The following is a 17,575-nucleotide window of genomic DNA, read 5'->3' as shown; positions in this document are numbered from 1 at the left end:
TCCCTTTGGTATCTTTCTTCACTCCCGCCGTCTGCCGTGCACAGCTTACGGCGGATATCATAAACCGGACAGATTCCGGCTTATTTCGGATTAACCTTTCACCGCGCCTATCGTCAGACCGGATATAAAGTACTTCTGGAAGAACGGATAGGCGATGGCCACGGGAACCACGATGACGATGGCCACGGCCATGCGCGCGGATTCCTTGGGCATAGTCGCGACAAGCTCCGCGTAACTGATCCCCATGCTGGAAGCGTTCCTTGCCAGGGCATCCACGTTGCTCATCAGACTGTTCAACAAAGCCTGCAGAGAGTACAGGTTCTGATTGTCGATATAGAGCATGGACTGGAACCAGTCGTTCCAATAGGCGAAGCATAGAAACAAGCCGATGGTGGCTAGCACCGGAAGCGAAATCGGCAGGACGATCGAGCAGTAGATGCGCAGTTGGCCCGCTCCGTCGATCTCGGCGGATTCGATCAGCGCGTCCGGTATCGTGCTTCTGAAGAACGTTTTGCAAATAATGACGTTAAAGGAGGAGACGGCTAGCGGAAGAATCAGCGCCCAGACCGTGTCCTTCAGCCCCAGCATATTCGAATTGATATAGTAGCTGGACACCAAGCCTCCGTTAAACACCATCGGAATGAATACGATCCAGGTCAACAGCCCTTTAAGCTTGTAGTTCGGCCGAGAAAGGACGTACCCCATCGATGTCGTCAGCACCACGCCCAGTACGGTGCCAAGGGCGGTAACGAGCACGGAAACGCCGAGCGCCCGGGTGATCATCTGTCCTTGCCGGGCAATGTACTGATAAGCTTCTCCTGAGATGGCCGCCGGCAAGATACGGTATCCTTCATTACGGATGGAATCCTCTCCGGTAAGCGATATGGATAGAACCACCAGGACGGGCACGAGGCACAACAACGCCAATAGGATAAAAATAAGATGGAATCCCCAGTTCGTGGCGGTTCCGATTCGGTTGAATTTGTCGAGTCCCGTCTCATATCCCGCTCTCGTCTTCATTTCTCGCTCCCCCCTTACATCATGGCGCTGTCCGGATCCACGCGACGGACGACCCAATTGGCCAACAGAATGGTTAAGCAGCCCATCACGGATTGTACGAAAGCGGAAGCGGAAGCCATACCTACCGTTGCCGTCTTAAGCTGCTTGTACACGAGAACGTCAATGGTCGTCGCGACATTGAACAACGAGTTGGAATCCCGCGGCACTTGGAAGAACAAGCCGAAATCGGTGTAGAAGATGCGGCCTACGGCCAAGATAAACATCATAACGATGACCAGCTTCATGAGCGGCAGCGTAATAAATCGCGCTTGCTGCCACTTGGAAGCGCCGTCAATGACGGCCGCCTCGTAATACGTGCTGTCGATGCCTGTGATGGTGGCTAGATAGACGACCATTCCGTAGCCAAGCCCCTTCCACACATTCATGAAGATAAGAAAGTAAGGCCAATATTTAGGCTCCATATACCAGTTCACGGGGTCCGAACCCAGGCCGGCCAGGAATTGATTGATGATCCCTTTATCGAAGCTTAGGAACGACCACACAATAGCGGAAACGACGACCCAGGACAGAAAATACGGCAGAAACATCAACGTCTGATAGATTTTGCCGGCCTTGCCGCTGTGCAGTTGACCGATCATCAAGGCCAAGATGACGGGAATGGCGATGCCCAGCACGATAAAGATCATATTGTAGCCCAACGTATTGCGGATCACGACCCAGGCGTCGTTCGACTTGAACAGAAATTCGAAGTTTTTGAATCCGGTCCATTCGCTGTGGATGACGTTGCTTAGGAACCCCCCGTGAATCTTGAAATTCTTAAAAGCAATCACGAGACCGAACATCGGCAGGAAACAGAACAAGATATACCAGATCGTTGTCGGCAAGGCTAGAAGCGTTAGCTCGGTATCCTGTGTGCGCCAGCGCGTTCTCACGCGTTTTCTTCCGCTCTTCATGTCCATGTTAGCCACCCCTTGCAATTGATCGCGGTCCATTTGTACACGCTTTCAGCGTTTTCGTAAACGCATTCATTTTACCTCTGCTTCATCCGATTGATGCCATTGTATAGAAAATCCCCGACCCCGTTCTAGACAACAAACATAAGAACGTAGTCAACAAACGTTAGATTGCTTGAATTAAGAGGAGGGCGAGTGCTCGGTTTTGGCGCGGGAGGGTCTGGCAGGCCGTTAGAGGAGGGGGATCAAGAAAAGTGGGGATGTCCATGAGAGGGGGTGCTTGAGGCGGTCGATAAAAATGAAGGAGATGTCCATGAGAGGGGTTGCTTGAGGCGGTCGATAAAAATGAAGGAGGTGTCCATGAGAAGGGTTGCTTGTGATGATCGATATGAAGAAGGGGATGTGCCTCCCGGAGACCTAATCATGATTCACAACGTTTCCACTGGATTGGAAGTTAGCCGGAAAATCATACAAAGCAACTCAAATAAGAAGCAAACGGCGGATGCTGTTCGAAAAATCGTACAAATTGACTCGAAACAGGCTCAAACGACGGAAATTTGTAGGGGAAATCGTACAAAACGACCAAAAAAAGGGGTGTATGTCACTTGAGCGTCTTCGATGATTATAAGGGTAACTACTGGTATCTATTTGGGGTTTTTATGGGGCATGATTAGCCCGGAGATTGCCTCATACGCTCCTGAAATTACCTTTAAGTGGGTTCCCCTACAGGATTTCAGAAGCGTAATAGCATCGGAGGGAGGTACATACCTCTTGCTTCAGACTCCCCGACCCAGATCCCCGATGACGATGCGGGCTTGTTCAACCGTTTGCTTCACGATTTCGGCAGCGGCTTGCTGTTCCTTCGCTAATCTAAGGCCTTGGCCCGCCCAGAGCGACATGAACTCCGGATTGCTCGCCCTGGTCGCCGCTTGGCGAATGTCCCTTGTTAATACGTTCTGAATTGGATAATCGGGGATCGTTCCTTCGTAAAAACGCATGTCGTCCATAAACTCCGTGCGAATGCCGCGTGCGGCCTTGCCCGAATAAGCGAACGTGACCTCGGTGGCATCCTCCGTCGAGGTTACGATCTTCTGCTTGTGCGCCGCATGAGCTCCGCTCTCGGCGCTGGTTAGAAACGCGGTGCCCATCTGTACGGCGGAAGCTCCCAAGACAAGGCTCGCTGCCAGTCCTCGTCCGTCCATGATTCCCCCCGATGCGATGATCGGGATCGACAGAGCGTCGACCATTTGAGGAACAAGGGCCATGGTACCGATCAGCGCATCCGCGGCGTTCGTGGCGAAAGTGCCGCGATGTCCTCCCGCTTCGCTTCCCTGCGCCACTACCGCATCTACCCCGGCCTCCTCCAGCCGAATTCCCTCCTCAACCGTCGTCGCCGTACCGATCACAATGGTCCCTTGTCTCTTGAAGGCTTGAATAACCCCAGTCGACGGTATCCCGAAGGTGAAGCTGAATACCGGGATATCTTCTTCCAGCAATACGTTTACTTGCTCCTCGAAGGACTCCGCAGGCTGAGGAATCGGCGGGCTTGAGGCGATCCCCAGCTCCGCTCGGTATTTGTTCAAATAATCGTTCATACCTTCGATATCGTCATTCAAAGGATTCGGTTCCTCGAATACGAATAAGTTCACACCGAACGGACGATCTGTCAGCCGTCTAATTTCCTTGATCGCAATCCGGATTTGATCGGGCGATAAGTAACCCGCTCCCAAGCTGCCCATTCCGCCGGCGTTCGATACGGCTGCCACCAATTCAGGAGTCGTAGGCCCGCCCGCCATTGGCGCTTGAATAAGCGGATATTGAACCTTAAGCTTGCGCGTTAACTTTGTCTCCAGCATTGTCTAACCTCCTACACAGCATCAAGCTTGTCTGTTAACTTATGAATACTCAAATTCCACTCCATATTGTTGGAAGATGGCTCTATATTTATTTTCAAATATCGTCCAGCGATTTTCCGCCCCGTGCTTTTCCTGCAAAGCCTTCAAGTAACGTTTAGCCGCTGCCGCATCATTGGACTGCAAGAGCAACTTAAAGCTCTCCTCGCCCAGATGCAAATAGGGGCCTGCAGTATAGTAATCCACAATCGATCTGGCGCTGTTCATCGTACCGTAAAAATGAATAACTTCCTCTAATCCACTAAGCAGCGTCGTCCTCAACTCTTCCATATTCGTGTCGGGAGTGACGGCAAACCGATCCGGCGCAGACGTCGCAATCTCACCTATTCGCGCTCGAAAATGACAGTCCACTTCTTGGGGCGCTGTCAGAATCTCTTTCGATTGTATCCGCGCCAGCTCCCCCGCATAAATCCCGCAGTTCACGTAAAACATGACATTGTCGGAAGAGTTGCCGGCCGATTTTTGAAAATTAATGATATAGATAAGGTCGCCTTCCGGCTTGCTAAAACTCAGACTCTTCTTGGCAAAGCCATGCTTGGATAGAAGCGGCTTTACATCCTGTTTGATTAGATCGTTAAAAAGCTGCTGCATTTTCATTCCTCCGTTGTATTTCCTAGTTTACTTTATCTCAGGCTGAGCTAGCAGCACCCGGACACGGTCGATCTCATAATCCGGAGCATCGCCCGTTCCAGACAACGCTCGCCCTGTTCCATTTTGCCTGCATCCAAGTATCTTAGCGCCTTCAGCCGATTTAGTCGGGTTTAATCCTCCGAAGCTTAATCGGAGACATATCCGCATTCTTCAAGACTGCCGCTAGATCGCCGCCGTTAGACCCTAACCACAGGTCGCCGTAGCGCTCCATCACCAGCACGTCCCCCCACCGATAGAACGCATGCGTAGGTCCCGCTTCTTTGAGGCCCGTGTAGTATCCGTTAAGCCATACGTCTTCAAGCGGGGTATTAAACAGCGACCTTATTTGATCCATTTGTCCTGCTGCTACGTACAGATGCTTGCAGCTAAAAACGACCTCCTGTAAACAAAAGCTTTTCAGAAAATGATACAAAGATTCATTCACGAGGAGATGTCCCTCTGCCTGATCATCCCATAGCATGCCTTCGTCGCAATAAACCGGAGAATTGTCGTTGCCCGCCTCCGCCTGGCAGGTCCAGTTGGCTTGATTTTCCTCGAGGAACGTAATCCGATCCCCCTCTCTCTTCAGTCTCTCCGCCGAATAGAGACAGTCCTGCTGCTGAAAAATTTCGGGCGAGTTCTCAAGATGCTCGTCCGTGCCATCCTTCCAGCGCCCCGCGAACGCATATAATTCATGCAGTGCCGTAGGCAGGTCTGACGGAAGCTCGTCCGTCGGTACTCCGTAGGAGCTATCGTATTTGCCGTACCAGTCGATCAGAAACTCTTTGAGATCGTCTAGTTGATCGGTATCTTTTAGCGTCATTGTGGGCCTCCTGTTTTTCCCGCTAACATATTGTCGGGATGAATGTCCTTTGGCTCATGGCCATTCATCCGAAGAAGGATATACTCGATCTCATCCAATGGCATCCGCAATTGCTGACTCACTTCGTAAAGTCCCGCATTCTGCGCAAGGAGCTCCTTTGCTTTGCCGATCTTGCCATCCAACCAATCGTTTTCGGTCATCCATTTTTTGAGTTGAACTAAGAGTCGATCCTGGTCAACCCGATCTGCATGCTTCTTATATTTGGCAATGGACTCCGACAAATAGCGATAAATAAAAGCGCCCAAAGCTTCGCGTTGTTCATTTTTGGACATGCATAAATACTGCTCGTAAACGATACTGATGTCTAAATAGAGAGCATGATCTTTGCTGTCGAAACGCCTGAATGTTTTTCTGGCGTAGCTGTCGGGTAAGACGCGAAATACAAAATGAATGTCATAGGGAAACTTCCAAGTTGTCGCTAATTCCTCTAAAGGCAGCAGTTCGTCTCGCAATTGGGCTACACACGTTCCACAAGTATCTACTAGAAAAGTGAGTTCCATTCAAGCCTCCTTAGTTAACAGCAAACCGAGACTTACACAGTCTGTTATTTCCAGTATAGTGGACGTTTTTTCTGAGTCTTCCTACTTTTCTCCTGAATTTGGGAATTTTTTTGTCCGTTCGGTACATTTGTGATGCCCCTTTGAACTATTTATATTTGTTTTTATGGAGACACTGCTTTTTAAACTATGCCCTGATAAGCCCATCATCTGGTGAGGAGAAATCTACCGGTCAACGCAGACGGCATGTTTTTCAGGCATACAACAACTGTTCACTCGTTGCAAAAGAACAAAATTCACTCCGCACATTGGCCATTTAAACCAATCGACTATCGGCGACAGTTTATATTTGGAATATATTTCATATGGTCCAGTGGTTGGAACCCAGCATCTCAATTAGATAATAATTGCTATTACTTTATGACGATTAATCTGCGGTTTGTTTCGAATGGTAGAAGATGGAGAGAGCCAGTTGCTAGCATTTTTGCTAGTTCAAAGATGGCGGTAGAATCACGCGAATACTTGAATATTTCTGAAACTCACGGTGAATCTGAAACATCCTACTTAATTTTCAGCAGGATATCGCACTCGACTTGGCTATTATTAAAAATGGGGGGCCCAACTATAACAATCGCCACTTTACAAAGATGAACTCACTTAGGCTAGTGTATTATATTCTTCCTTATAACAAATACACATAAATTATTATCGCAAGGAATTTACCAATAATTTTCATATAGCATTCCGTTATACTCATATGGCTATATATGGACATGGAGAATTCTGACCAATATAATAGAACTTAGCCTAGTGAGAAAAGGGGTTTTACTAGTGAAAGAAATGTATCACGGCTATTATAGGTTAACAGATGATGAGTTAGTAGACTTATGGGAAAATTGTATCTTTGCAGTTGATGCGAATGTTATGCTAAGGATGTTTCGTTATACAGAGGGCAAGGAGACTCTGATAAAAGTGTTCAAATCCATTAAAGATAGATTGTTTATACCCCACCAAGCTTCTATGGAATATCATGAAAAATTAAAAGAAAAGATTGTTGAACAAAGGTTGGAGTACAATAAGGTAGCGGATGAAATAAATAAGAACTTCAACGATTTAAAAATTATTTTATCTACAAAAAGACTAAATCTTGCTCTAGATACCTTTGATTCTGACATTGACGATATAAAAAGTAAAATTATTAGACATATTGATGAAAAAAGATCCACCCATCCTGATCTCGAAAAATTTTCGACAGAACTTGCCACACTATTTAGTGGTAACGTTGGTGAACCATACAGTCAAGAGAAACTAAATGAAATATACACTTTGGGGGAGACCAGGTATTCAATGCGAGTCCCTCCTGGCTTCGGTGATATTAAAGAAAAAGAGAAGCGCCCACCTAGATCTATTGATGGTTTAATCTATACTGACTTATATGGTGACCTTGTAATGTGGAATCAATTAATAGAAAAGGCTAACTCCACAGAACCGCCAAGACCATTAATTTTTATCACTGAGGATTTAACAAAAGGAGATTGGATACAGTTATATAAGGATACTAAGATTAAAATTGGTGTACATCCTGCATTGAGACAGGAGTTTGCAAAAAGAACGAACGGATGTAAATTTTCAGTTTACTCAATTGAGGAATTTTTACAGTCTTCAGAAAAATACCTGACCGATTCAAACGTTAATCCTATCGAAATGAAGAAAGCGATTGAGAATGTAAAAGAGGTTGATCTTATTAATGAGGTCTCATCAAACATTAATGAACAGAACAAAAGGATTGACCTGAGCCATCTAACTCTTAGAACTCGTAAACAAACTAGTATGCAACAACTAAAGAAAACGCTAAAGACCCTCATACTTTCACAAAAAGATCAGTTGGTTAAAATGAAGTTTTTTTTGGAGTATAGCTTAATTGAGTCAGATCCTGAGTATTCCTTCAACGAAAAATATCAAAAACTTTCCACTTTACAAGATCAATTATTATCTGAGCCAGAAAACTAATTAAACAAGTGAACTAAAAATTTAGCAAATGAAAACCGTTTTTAGTTAATAACCATGACTCGTAAGATGGATCCTCCAACAGGACAATTCCATCTTACGGGGGACTTCAATTATAGTTGCTCAAATATACATACCCCGGAAAATATTTGGCGTTATGGCATGAATTAAACGAGTTTAGTCTATTATGCATATATTATGCCTTAATGAAAGTAATTACCAAAATACCCCTATCCGTAAACGACAAAGAAAATTGAATCGTTATCTTTGCATTAATCTGGGACATGAATTTAAATATATACGATTCAAGCAATCCATATCCCGCCAAAAAGAACTGTTGTCTTTAAAATCTTTTTTACTATTTACCAAATGAACTTAATTACTAATATTACGTTTAAATTACACTTACACCATTGCATTACTTATTGAAAAGATTCCTTTAAGTATAACTTCAACCGACCAGCTTATTAGACGAAATTTTCGATGGATTTTGACAAGGCCTCTTTAGTAGCAAGTTTTAGCGGATCGGAAATTTTGGGGTTTTCCAGCACAGATTGCATAAAACTTAATGCTAATAGAACAGATCTGCTCATTGTAATGTCTGTTGGGGTTTTCAAAGCTTTATTAATCGAAAGTGCATAATTTTTTGCTTCTTCTTCAATTGTAGTCCCATCATATATATTAAGATCAGAGAGGACCTGCTGCGCTACTCGAATGTCAAACAAGCCTTGATTTCGTTCGTTTCGATAACCACAGGCACAAATCGAGTGATTACAAACAGGACAATAGTTTTTGTAATAGGCAATAAATTCACTTGACAGAGAGCCTTTCCCAGAATAAATATGCCATGCACTTATAATCCAAACAAGCACATCCGCAATTTCATCACTGACTGCTCTCAAAGATAGATTTTGACGTTCATATCTAGAAAGTGCCTCATGGATTTCAGCTATTTCTTCTTGCACCTTCCGAATATGTAAACCTGCTCCATTTTCACACCAATTTGCTTCATTAAAGGGATATATCTCTGATATTAAATTCGCTAAATATTCAAATGTTACTACAATATTTTCGCTTTCATTCAGGAGCTTTATCCCTTCATAGCTAGTGTTTAGAGCTTCTTCAATCTGATGGGCATACAGGTTTAGCGCAGGCTTTTTGTTTGTCAAAGAACACTTACATGGCTGAACTAAACAATATGGACATTTTTGCGGAAACCTCCGTAACACTTCATCTTCAATATCTATATCAAACACACTAGATAGTCCCATCAACCAGGAAATCGGTTTGATAAAACTTGGCCCAGTCGCTTTTCCACTATGAATATCTCGAAATAGAAAGCTCGTAGTTCTACTTAAATAACCCCATAGATAATCCCAGTCAAATTGTTCGTTTTGGATTGAATACATTTTCTTCAAATAGGTCTGATGCTCTCTGATTGATCTCAAAACATTACCACCTCCCACTAATAATTCCTTAAAATGTATCACAAAAAACATAGTAAGACAATGTATCACGTTGTATTCATTAACTAATAACTCTTACTCTCAACACCAAAGTTAAAAACTCGAGAACAACTGTCTTCCGATAATCTTTTTGCTCGCCGCGACCGCTGTTAGACAGTCAAAAAATCGGAACCCTTGACAAAACTGTCTCTCGCTCACATTCACAGGTTGCTTTGACTGAATATGATGATTTTCTCTAGGTAACGTCGTGATATCTTCCCAATGAATTGCTCTTTCTTGATCTTAATCTCAATAGTCTATGTGGTAAACTTCTTGAACGTTTACTTCCGAGCATCCAGAATAAACATCGATGCATCTTGCCCCATGAATATTCGGCTCCCATGATAAAAGGTTTTAGAGTGAACGTCCCTGTACCCTATTTTCGTCATTTTAGCGGTTAGCTCATCTTGATTAAATCCGTTGTGAACGAGATCCGAAACGATATTTTCGTTTTTATTGAAGTCAACGATGATCAAATGTCCCCCTTCATTGAGAACTTCGAACAGCCTCGATAGGACGAATTCAACATCGGGAATATGAAGCAGAACCTGAGCCATGAAGATATAGCCGGCGCGAAGCTCCGATAAACCTTCCTGTTCAAAATCAAAGCATAGGGTATCGGCATTCGGAATATGGCGGTCGGCAATTTTTTGCTTGATTTGTCGAATCATACTCGGCGAGGTATCCAGAAAAAGCACGGACTGAAACTCGTCTATCAAGCTCATCCCGACAAGTCCGGTTCCGCATCCAAAATCGACAGCCTTCTTGCCTTTAGCATCGACTACATATTCCCGAATGGCGTCCGAAGATACTTTGGCAATTAGGATTCTTTCCGGGGTGTCATAAGTATTCGCGATCATTTCGAACTTATCCGTGTTTCCCATCTTCAACTCTCCTTAAATACTGATAGACTTCGTCTTTGGACAAATCCCACTCATATTTGGATTTAGGAATATTAGCGAGCGGGGTCGCCAGCAAAGGGTGTTCCGCTTGAACGTTTGTTAATCCTTGCTCTTGTCTGATTTTTTCGATGAGCCGTACATCGTACGGGATATAATTCAAGGATAGGATCTCTGAAAATTTATTCTTCAAATCCAACGAGCTATAAATATGAAGATCGCAAATTTCTATAATCAAACCTCCCAGCAGTTCTACGTCTGTAGTATGCCAATGATCAAGAAGCTTTTTATATCCATTTTGCTCCGGCAATACAGCATACAGTTCTGGACTGATTCGTCCGGTATGAGATAAGTCGTACAACAGCGCCATGAACAGATGGTGAGTTTCTTTTTGAGCGTAATGCTCCTTATTGCCGTCAAATAGGATTTGGAAATATTCTCTCGATCTCCGGGATAAATCATTCATCCCCCACAACATAGATAAACCTATCATACATCCTATCGTTCTCGAAGAAACCTCTTTATAATCAAACAGCTTCTGCAAAATATGTTCCTGCCACAGAAGAAACCGAGTGATATATTTCCACCCGTCATTGTCCCCGGTTAAAATTAAATTTTTCGGATGATCTCCGGCATGTACGCCTATTCCAAGAGTTAAGTTTCTCGCTATCGTCTCTTTGTATCCGTCTTTAAGATCGTTTTGAATGCTTTCTTTGATTAAATCGTGCCATTCCTTAATCTCTTCATCGCTAATCGCGTTGTTTTTTATTTTATCTATCTCTTTCTTGAATGCGCCAATTAATTTTTTGTGCTCCATATTTCTCACTCCCGAATACAAATACAGCTCATATGGACGAGAATCAGAGCCGGTTTCGCACCTACAGCTAGCCTTTAAGAATGCCTTTGCTCCGCGCATCGCGCAGCCAGGACGGAAATTCATTGAACAGTCGGTCGTAGAGCTCCCGGTCGGACACCTCGTCAAGGTCGTCCAGCGCGAAGAAGTTACAATTATCGACGACTCGGCCCGACAACGTATCAAACTCCTCCAAAATCCCGTAGTCTGCCTCGCCTAAACCGACGAATTGCCAGAATAGATTGTGCTTGGAGCTTTGAATAATCAGCTTGGCAATTCGATCCGAATAGTAAACGCCGCCATCGCTGAAAAATACGATAAAGACCGGGAGACGATCATCCGGCGATTCAACGGTATATTTGCGTATAATGTCTTTCATGACGTCGGGCTCGTTGTTGCCGCATCCCAGCTCATCCTGGAAGTCCTCGTCCGAAAAATAATAACGATCGACATACCCTTCGAACTGGTCGGCTCTCACGCTTGGCGTTCTGGCCGATTCGTCGGCGAAAAACCAGACGTCCAGCTCTCCATCGTCATCCATACTGGCGGCGACCGCAAGCACCCGCTCGAAAGCGCGCTGTATCGTTCCCTCATCATATAAGTGATACATGGAACCGGAAGCGTCAAACACGACAGCGACTCTGGCCTTCTGCGAGCCAATCCCCTTCTTCTCTAGCGAAACCCGTACTTCTTTTTTGAGTAGATCGATTTTGCTCAGATTAATCCTGGGTTCGGATGCCGGCTGCGAAGAGGAGGCTGGCGATTTGACCGGCGCAGAGGCTGCCGCAACCTGTTGTGCAGTCTGACTGGCGTTATCATCGTCTGCAACGTCTACGCCGTGCGCTTCGGCCAACGGCTTCAGACCGCCGTTAAAGCCACGGCCCACCGCCCGCAACTTAAACTGCGATTGGTAGCGATACAGCTCGACGAATACTAAAGACGTCTCGCGAGTCGCTTCCTTAATTTCATATACAACGGTCTGTCCGCCAATACGCGCGGTCACGGAGCAGCCGGATACGTCCGCGAACGTGCCGGGACCATCCAGAGTAGCTGCAAACACGCATTTCGCTACAGCCGACGACAGCTTGTCCAAGCGGATCGTAAAGGTCGTCGAACGAGAGGAGGTCGAGCTTAATTTCACATGTCCGTGAGGATCGGACGGCTGATTGTAGAATACAAAATAATCGTCGGAAGCCACTTTGCCGTTAGCACCCACAATAAAGCAGCTTACATCCAGATCAGCGGGTGCGGAATTCCATGAGACAGTAATCTGCAGCTCATTCCCGGGATTCAGCGACACGTTACCGCCAGTGACGAGCGTGGATGTCGAAAGGGTCATATACGCAGCTCCTCTTAGCCTATATTCATATTCCAACATTATACAACACAATTCGCTAGGGCGTGTATGCATACTCCGGGGATGCGTCAAGCAAAAGTGACGCAGCAGGGGGTGAAAGATGCCTCTGAGCGGGTTTGCATACACGCCCTAGATCAGAGAAGTAAAAAAGGTGCATCTCTCCCGAGATGCACCGGGTCGCTGTAAGTTGATCTATCTCCGTTTCACAGGAATCCAGAACTGTTTTTGCAGTGGGCAGGGGAATAAACAGTTAGCCCCTGTCGGGTTCACGTACATATTGGTCCCCAACCGGAATTAACAGGCGCCCCATCACATACTCTAAAAATGTTCGATGACGTTGGGCCTAATCTAGGAGGTGATGCTTGGCTGAGCCGTAAGTACATGCTTCACAAACTAATGGAGGTGTTATGTTGAAAAGAAGAGCTTTCTCCGTTTTCCTGATTTTCGCCCTATTGCTTTCGTTTGTACCCTCGGCATTCGCAGCGTTTTCTTACACGAGCACTACGTATACGCTTAGCGGCGGTACGATTTATTTCGGCAACGGCGTAATCGTCAATACGGGCCAGTATTACGACACGCTTACAATCAATGTGTACAGAAAAGATTGCTCTACAACGAAGGCCGCTTCAGCGTCGTCCTGTACGGACGTATGGATCGGCTCGAAAACCGTCTCCCTCTCATCACAGCAATACATCTACCCCGGCGTATCGGGAGCGCCGCTGATCCCGATCGCTACCGGAACGTCGGCAGGGCAATACTTTTATACCCTGTCCGCTCCCGGCAGTTGGCATGTAATGGCCGGCATTCATAATTAAGCTGGCGTAGTAGCGATAGTTTATAGCGAACAGGCCCTTCCGCTGATTTGGCGGAGGGCCTGTTGCACATTTTCGCGAAAGCCGTCGTCATTTATGAACAACGCTGGTCGCACTGGACGAATCACCATTCAAAAAAATGATCCTCGATCAGAAGCTCGAATGAATCCGCTAATAGCTTCATCTCCCCGGTATCGTGATAACAGATGAACACCTTGCCTGCCCGATCAATGATAATCGGATCGCCGGATCCATCCATAGAAATGACATAGCTGGTCTCAAGAGCCTCTGCCAGAGGAAGTTCCTTGAACTGCTCCCGAAATTCCAGAGTCAAATCAACAACCGTTTCATTGCCGAGACTGGAGCCATTGGAGAATGCATGTAAGGCAAGACCTGCATAAGCTCCCCCGAAAGTGCTGATAAATTGCACGTAGTCCTCATGAAATTGGATATTCAGCCGCCGCTCTGCCTGAGCGATTTCCTCCCGGCTCGCCGGAATGCCTAGCAATGTGCTTTTGTCCTTCTGATGAAGGAAGGTCTTTAATCTCTCCATTAGCGCATCTTTCATGGGTTAATCTCCTTGAACAGAGAGCAGCATGATTGCTTGTCGCTACGTGTTGCTCCCTTTCTTCTTTAATGACTCTTTATCACTTCTCAATCGTTTCCCATTCCAACTCAACGGATGCATTGGTTAATAGTTGAAGAAGCGCGGATTCGACAAGCTTAAGGCTAACGATGTACATCCGAGGATATTCGCAGGCTTGACCGCCTACTGTAATCTCAACAAAGTCGTCGTCTTCCCCCAATGTGCCGATAAGGTTGCGAATCGCAGCCCTTGTCTCGACTGTAACGATGAACTCGCTACTGCCTCCGCCGACCATGATTGTGTTGTCCTCGTACTGAATCGTGACCAGACTGCATGCAAAGCCGTCCATCCGTCGGATAGCCTCCAAGCACTTCTCAAGCGAGACACGAGAATGCTCAATAGTCTTCGCTATAGCTCCTTGTCGCTGTTCCTCATACAGGGTGATCACCGGCCAACGCTCCTTTGCGTTCAATAATCGCGCGCTGCATCGAACCAGCGCTGCGCCATCTCCTCTGGAATAGGCTCGCCAATTCGATGATCCGACTGGCTGAGCTGCCACACCGCTTCACCGAGATCTTCTCGCTCGGAGGTTTCGATGCCTTTAAGAGAATTGAACCGCACGGTAAAAGCGGTAATGGTCGCCTCGGCGTCGGCAATGCTGCGGGCCTGGGCCAAGTCTGCCTGTGCAGCGTCGTAGGCTTCGTTAGCCAGCTTGGCCAGACGCTTAGGCCAGGACGAGAACGGGCGGCCGTATTCGGTCGTCCACCATTCGGGTTTGCGAAGCTGACTCACCGAGGCATGACCGGTCCAAGGACGGGCAACAGCGCGTTTTTTCATTTGCTGCTTTAGGCGCTTGCCCGCAGACTCTTCCACATTAAATGCGATAAACCTGTCCAGCAGCGGCCACGCGTCCAAGGGCGGCAAGTCGCCCAGATCCGGCATGAAACGCAGCTCCAAATTTGTTAGCTGGGTATGATGAGCCAATAATTCGAGGTCGCAGAAGTTTCCCCATAGGCTTAGCGAGTTCACATTAGGGAATCGGCTCAGACATTCCAGCGAGATCGGCTGTCCTAGAGGCGCGTTATGGAGCGTAAGACTCTTCACCTGATGCAGCGCGCCCAGGTCGGGCAGCAAGAAAGGCGCATCGTTCTTGCGTCGACCGGTGCGCGGTGCCAATGTTAAATAAGAAGGGATATCGCCAGTGGCAGAGAAGCGAGATAAATCGCCGGACACGCTTAAGCGGAAATGCCCGTTGGGGAGCTTCAAGCTAAGACGATTCTCGGATAGGTCCATCACGATATGCAAGTTATTTACAATGGACTGGCTGGCATCTACCACGGTGTCAGCAGACAGAATCGGAGTCCACGTCAACTCTTCAATAGGACGTTTCTGAGCCCAGTCGAAGAAACCCGTATCGCTGCCCGTATAATAAAGAAATCTCGGCCAGGGCGAGCCTGCCGGGGTAGCAAAAGCTTCGAATACGGTCCAGTCGATATTCGCATCGGGCGCAGCGTGAAGATCCGCTTTTTTCCCTGACTGCGAAGGTCCGATAGATAAACTGCCCACACCGGGCTGAATGACAAGAGTATGACTGCGAGGACCTGTCAGGTCGATCGGATAACGGCCGGGAGCGCTGACGGAGCCGGCAGGAGGACGAGCTTGGTTATCATAGGACATCTCTATCATCCTTTCTTACCTGCATAGACTCCATGACGATAGAGTCTGCATCGCAGAGTATCGCCCCTATGTTAGTGCATCGCTCCGGCCCGAATCAACTGCCAAACGAACTAATGTTCACAGGTCAAATCTATCAGAAATTGACAACCAATGACTACATCCCAATGCCTCCATCATGAATCGTTTGCTTGGACGAATCCCAGCGCCATCGTGGAGAATGCCCTTGCAGATGTATCCCGCCATACCATTCGTCTACCCCTTGCGTAGAAACCCAATCTTCTTTTCCATCCAACACGCTTTGTCCAAAATCAGTTAAGCTTACACCGCAATTGTTAAAGGAGATCGACGGGTCACGATAAGTAGGGAATCCGGCCTCCGGTCCTTTGATTTGCAGCAGCGGATACGGATCCTGCGACATCCTTCGTAAACTATGCCAGTATTGCAGATCGCCCATACCTAATGCGTTAAGCTTGTTTCCCACATCTCTGAATAAGGTATGCGGAGTGCTTGTTCCGGCACGGATCGTTTCCAGCGTAGTCTGCTCCACGATGCCAAGACCATTAATTGTAGAAGGAAATCGGGAGAGATGACATTGGAATGCATCATGGGCAAATGGCAGAACTGACGTATCTCGATTTAACAATTGCTGCAAGGGCTGTGGATTCTGTGCTATATAAGCTTCCCAGAACTCGCTGCCTAAGTTCAACTCTTCTGCTCCAATAGCCTTCCATGTTCCGGACAATGTCTTCATTTGCTCAACCGAAAGCTGCCCCAACCCTCGAAACAGCTCAATTCCAGGATACTCTCCGATGCACAGTAAACTCAGCTTTGTTTTGGTCACAGGCCGATCTGAAAACCAATGGAGCAGAAAGCATAGCATCGTCTGATCGAACAAGTCATGCTCGAACCATAACACGATTTCCTCATACTTGTGCAAATCGGCTAAAACCTTTTCTTGCCTTTCGCTTCCTTCAATATATTCCGAACGAGGGATTCCCATGGTTTGTTCCAAGTATTCTGCCCGTACAGAGCGATTGTCGCCTACAGTCGGGTCTTTAAATACAGGTCCATGCGGATATACCTCTCGCCATACCAGAATGTCGCCCTGTACGATACCTTGCCGCAGCTTCTCCGCTACCGAATCCCCGTTAACAATGTGAAGCACGTCTTCCCCTCCTTCGTACAATTGGTTGTATACAGCGATCAAATCAGCTACAGGCAGCGCATTCTTCAATTTACGACGAGCATCGAAGAGCCGCTTCTTTAATACCGGAATCGAAGTTCCGAGGAAACTGGATATCTCTTGAAGGGTGTACCCCTGAAAATAAAATAACTGAACCGCAATTCTCATATTGGACGTTAATACCGCCAGAGAGTCGCGAACCGTTCGCTGCAGCTCTCGTTGCTCAATCCGATCCGGGACACTTATTAGACTCTCGGCCATCTGTGTAACTTCCTCATAGGGTACGACACGATGACGCTTCCTACGCATAATTCGGTAACATTGCCGGATCACAATCGCTTTGAACCAGCCTGGGAATGCTTCTACTGCCTGCAGCTTATTTAAATGTAAAAAGGCTTCCGTGAATGCTTCCTGTACGGCATCCTCCGCCAGTTGCGGATCGTGCAGCTTTTCATAGGCAATCGCATTGGCCATTGACGTATAGTGCCGAACGATACATTCAAAAGCTTCGCGATCCCCGTGTTTGGCGTTCTCGATAACCTGAAGCATGCTCCCGCTCCTTTCTTCCTTTTTCATATAGAAGTGCCGTCGAAGCCTTCAAAGGTTACCTCACAGGTATACACAGAAGGCTACCAAAGTAATCGGCAGCCTTAATCGGTACAACACCTATTGGATTCTCTCCGCCAACTCTAGGAAGTATCTCTTTCATGATTATTCCCATTCCTTTCGCTTCGCTCAAGGCACAAAACGGAATGAAATCCGTCAGCCTTGGGCGTTTTTTTGTATGCTTGAGTTACGGA

Annotated in this window: 17 protein-coding genes; 3 read left to right on the top strand and 14 right to left on the bottom strand. The window is 46.7% G+C overall.

What is annotated here, in order from left to right:
• Positions 1-90 precede the first annotated feature (90 nt).
• Positions 91-1,020 carry a carbohydrate ABC transporter permease gene (locus DFP98_RS36000; RefSeq protein ID WP_116065479.1) on the bottom strand — a complete coding sequence of 310 codons (930 nt, stop codon included), beginning with the start codon at positions 1,018-1,020 and terminating at the stop codon, positions 91-93.
• A 14-nt stretch (positions 1,021-1,034) separates the two neighbouring features.
• Positions 1,035-1,979, bottom strand: a complete 945-nt coding sequence (locus DFP98_RS35995; RefSeq protein WP_116065478.1) for an ABC transporter permease — start codon at positions 1,977-1,979, stop codon at positions 1,035-1,037.
• Positions 1,980-2,333: 354 nt separating this feature from the next.
• On the opposite strand from DFP98_RS35995, the gene DFP98_RS35990 reads away from it, so the two are divergent.
• Positions 2,334-2,582 (top strand): hypothetical protein, encoded by a 249-nt coding sequence (locus tag DFP98_RS35990; protein ID WP_147310328.1) that lies wholly within the window; start codon positions 2,334-2,336, stop codon positions 2,580-2,582.
• 167 nt (positions 2,583-2,749) lie between these two features.
• Here the strand turns inward: DFP98_RS35990 and DFP98_RS35985 are convergent, their stop codons facing one another.
• The 4 genes from DFP98_RS35985 to DFP98_RS35970 all read right to left on the bottom strand — a co-directional run bounded on the left by DFP98_RS35985 (position 2,750) and on the right by DFP98_RS35970 (position 5,899).
• Positions 2,750-3,829: an NAD(P)H-dependent flavin oxidoreductase gene (locus DFP98_RS35985; protein WP_116065476.1), complete on the bottom strand. Its 1,080-nt coding sequence runs from the start codon at positions 3,827-3,829 to the stop codon at positions 2,750-2,752.
• 39 nt (positions 3,830-3,868) lie between these two features.
• Positions 3,869-4,477 (bottom strand): DUF4304 domain-containing protein, encoded by a 609-nt coding sequence (locus DFP98_RS35980; protein ID WP_116065475.1) that lies wholly within the window; start codon positions 4,475-4,477, stop codon positions 3,869-3,871.
• 160 nt (positions 4,478-4,637) lie between these two features.
• Positions 4,638-5,339, bottom strand: a complete 702-nt coding sequence (locus DFP98_RS35975) for a hypothetical protein (protein WP_116065474.1) — start codon at positions 5,337-5,339, stop codon at positions 4,638-4,640.
• Positions 5,336-5,899, bottom strand: coding sequence for a hypothetical protein (locus DFP98_RS35970; RefSeq protein ID WP_116065473.1), 564 nt, complete (start codon positions 5,897-5,899; stop codon positions 5,336-5,338). Before DFP98_RS35970 ends, DFP98_RS35975 begins: the two co-directional genes overlap by 4 nt.
• Before the next feature lie 837 nt (positions 5,900-6,736).
• Here DFP98_RS35970 and DFP98_RS35965 point away from each other — a divergent pair.
• Positions 6,737-7,906 carry a PIN-like domain-containing protein gene (locus DFP98_RS35965; protein ID WP_246017098.1) on the top strand — a complete coding sequence of 390 codons (1,170 nt, stop codon included), beginning with the start codon at positions 6,737-6,739 and terminating at the stop codon, positions 7,904-7,906.
• Between the two features lie 464 nt (positions 7,907-8,370).
• Here DFP98_RS35965 and DFP98_RS35960 read toward each other — a convergent pair whose 3' ends face one another.
• The 4 genes from DFP98_RS35960 to DFP98_RS35945 all read right to left on the bottom strand — a co-directional run bounded on the left by DFP98_RS35960 (position 8,371) and on the right by DFP98_RS35945 (position 12,499).
• Positions 8,371-9,351, bottom strand: coding sequence for a nucleoside triphosphate pyrophosphohydrolase family protein (locus DFP98_RS35960; RefSeq protein ID WP_116065471.1), 981 nt, complete (start codon positions 9,349-9,351; stop codon positions 8,371-8,373).
• Positions 9,352-9,689: 338 nt separating this feature from the next.
• On the bottom strand, positions 9,690-10,292 hold the full coding sequence (locus DFP98_RS35955) for a class I SAM-dependent methyltransferase (protein ID WP_116065470.1): 603 nt from the start codon (positions 10,290-10,292) through the stop codon (positions 9,690-9,692).
• Positions 10,276-11,124, bottom strand: a complete 849-nt coding sequence (locus tag DFP98_RS35950; RefSeq protein WP_116065469.1) for a hypothetical protein — start codon at positions 11,122-11,124, stop codon at positions 10,276-10,278. Before DFP98_RS35950 ends, DFP98_RS35955 begins: the two co-directional genes overlap by 17 nt.
• A gap of 67 nt (positions 11,125-11,191) precedes the next feature.
• Positions 11,192-12,499 carry a vWA domain-containing protein gene (locus tag DFP98_RS35945; protein ID WP_116065468.1) on the bottom strand — a complete coding sequence of 436 codons (1,308 nt, stop codon included), beginning with the start codon at positions 12,497-12,499 and terminating at the stop codon, positions 11,192-11,194.
• Positions 12,500-12,924: 425 nt separating this feature from the next.
• Here DFP98_RS35945 and DFP98_RS35940 point away from each other — a divergent pair, with 425 nt between their 5' ends.
• A complete protein-coding gene (locus tag DFP98_RS35940) occupies positions 12,925-13,332 on the top strand; it encodes a hypothetical protein (RefSeq protein ID WP_116065467.1) in 408 nt (135 codons plus the stop codon).
• A 121-nt stretch (positions 13,333-13,453) separates the two neighbouring features.
• Here the strand turns inward: DFP98_RS35940 and DFP98_RS35935 are convergent, their stop codons facing one another.
• The 4 genes from DFP98_RS35935 to DFP98_RS35920 form a co-directional block, all read right to left on the bottom strand.
• Complete coding sequence (locus tag DFP98_RS35935) at positions 13,454-13,897, bottom strand: SMI1/KNR4 family protein (RefSeq protein WP_116065466.1); 444 nt, start codon at positions 13,895-13,897, stop codon at positions 13,454-13,456.
• 79 nt (positions 13,898-13,976) lie between these two features.
• Positions 13,977-14,264 (bottom strand): hypothetical protein, encoded by a 288-nt coding sequence (locus DFP98_RS35930; RefSeq protein ID WP_116065465.1) that lies wholly within the window; start codon positions 14,262-14,264, stop codon positions 13,977-13,979.
• A gap of 119 nt (positions 14,265-14,383) precedes the next feature.
• Positions 14,384-15,592 carry a hypothetical protein gene (locus DFP98_RS35925; RefSeq protein WP_116065464.1) on the bottom strand — a complete coding sequence of 403 codons (1,209 nt, stop codon included), beginning with the start codon at positions 15,590-15,592 and terminating at the stop codon, positions 14,384-14,386.
• A 154-nt stretch (positions 15,593-15,746) separates the two neighbouring features.
• Positions 15,747-17,324, bottom strand: a complete 1,578-nt coding sequence (locus tag DFP98_RS35920) for a sigma-70 family RNA polymerase sigma factor (RefSeq protein WP_116065463.1) — start codon at positions 17,322-17,324, stop codon at positions 15,747-15,749.
• Between the last annotated feature and the right edge of the window lie 251 nt (positions 17,325-17,575).

Source organism: Cohnella phaseoli, from assembly GCF_003386235.1.
In the GTDB taxonomy this organism is placed as follows: Bacteria; Bacillota; Bacilli; order Paenibacillales; family Paenibacillaceae; genus Cohnella; species Cohnella phaseoli.
Note: the sequence above shows the minus strand (reverse complement) of the source record. Positions and strands in the feature narration are given on the sequence as shown.

What these genes read in the sequence shown, in the direction of transcription:
- DFP98_RS35950 (WP_116065469.1), bottom strand. Translation starts at nt 11,124, where the DNA reads ATGGAGCACAAAAAATTAATTGGCGCATTCAAGAAAGAGATAGATAAA.
- DFP98_RS35935 (WP_116065466.1), bottom strand. Translation starts at nt 13,897, where the DNA reads ATGAAAGATGCGCTAATGGAGAGATTAAAGACCTTCCTTCATCAGAAG.
- DFP98_RS35980 (WP_116065475.1), bottom strand. Translation starts at nt 4,477, where the DNA reads ATGCAGCAGCTTTTTAACGATCTAATCAAACAGGATGTAAAGCCGCTT.
- DFP98_RS35940 (WP_116065467.1), top strand. Translation starts at nt 12,925, where the DNA reads ATGTTGAAAAGAAGAGCTTTCTCCGTTTTCCTGATTTTCGCCCTATTG.
- DFP98_RS35985 (WP_116065476.1), bottom strand. Translation starts at nt 3,829, where the DNA reads ATGCTGGAGACAAAGTTAACGCGCAAGCTTAAGGTTCAATATCCGCTT.
- DFP98_RS35955 (WP_116065470.1), bottom strand. Translation starts at nt 10,292, where the DNA reads ATGGGAAACACGGATAAGTTCGAAATGATCGCGAATACTTATGACACC.
- DFP98_RS35930 (WP_116065465.1), bottom strand. Translation starts at nt 14,264, where the DNA reads ATGGACGGCTTTGCATGCAGTCTGGTCACGATTCAGTACGAGGACAAC.
- DFP98_RS35945 (WP_116065468.1), bottom strand. Translation starts at nt 12,499, where the DNA reads ATGACCCTTTCGACATCCACGCTCGTCACTGGCGGTAACGTGTCGCTG.
- DFP98_RS35920 (WP_116065463.1), bottom strand. Translation starts at nt 17,324, where the DNA reads ATGCTTCAGGTTATCGAGAACGCCAAACACGGGGATCGCGAAGCTTTT.
- DFP98_RS35995 (WP_116065478.1), bottom strand. Translation starts at nt 1,979, where the DNA reads ATGGACATGAAGAGCGGAAGAAAACGCGTGAGAACGCGCTGGCGCACA.
- DFP98_RS35990 (WP_147310328.1), top strand. Translation starts at nt 2,334, where the DNA reads ATGAGAAGGGTTGCTTGTGATGATCGATATGAAGAAGGGGATGTGCCT.
- DFP98_RS35970 (WP_116065473.1), bottom strand. Translation starts at nt 5,899, where the DNA reads ATGGAACTCACTTTTCTAGTAGATACTTGTGGAACGTGTGTAGCCCAA.
- DFP98_RS36000 (WP_116065479.1), bottom strand. Translation starts at nt 1,020, where the DNA reads ATGAAGACGAGAGCGGGATATGAGACGGGACTCGACAAATTCAACCGA.
- DFP98_RS35965 (WP_246017098.1), top strand. Translation starts at nt 6,737, where the DNA reads ATGTATCACGGCTATTATAGGTTAACAGATGATGAGTTAGTAGACTTA.
- DFP98_RS35975 (WP_116065474.1), bottom strand. Translation starts at nt 5,339, where the DNA reads ATGACGCTAAAAGATACCGATCAACTAGACGATCTCAAAGAGTTTCTG.
- DFP98_RS35925 (WP_116065464.1), bottom strand. Translation starts at nt 15,592, where the DNA reads ATGTCCTATGATAACCAAGCTCGTCCTCCTGCCGGCTCCGTCAGCGCT.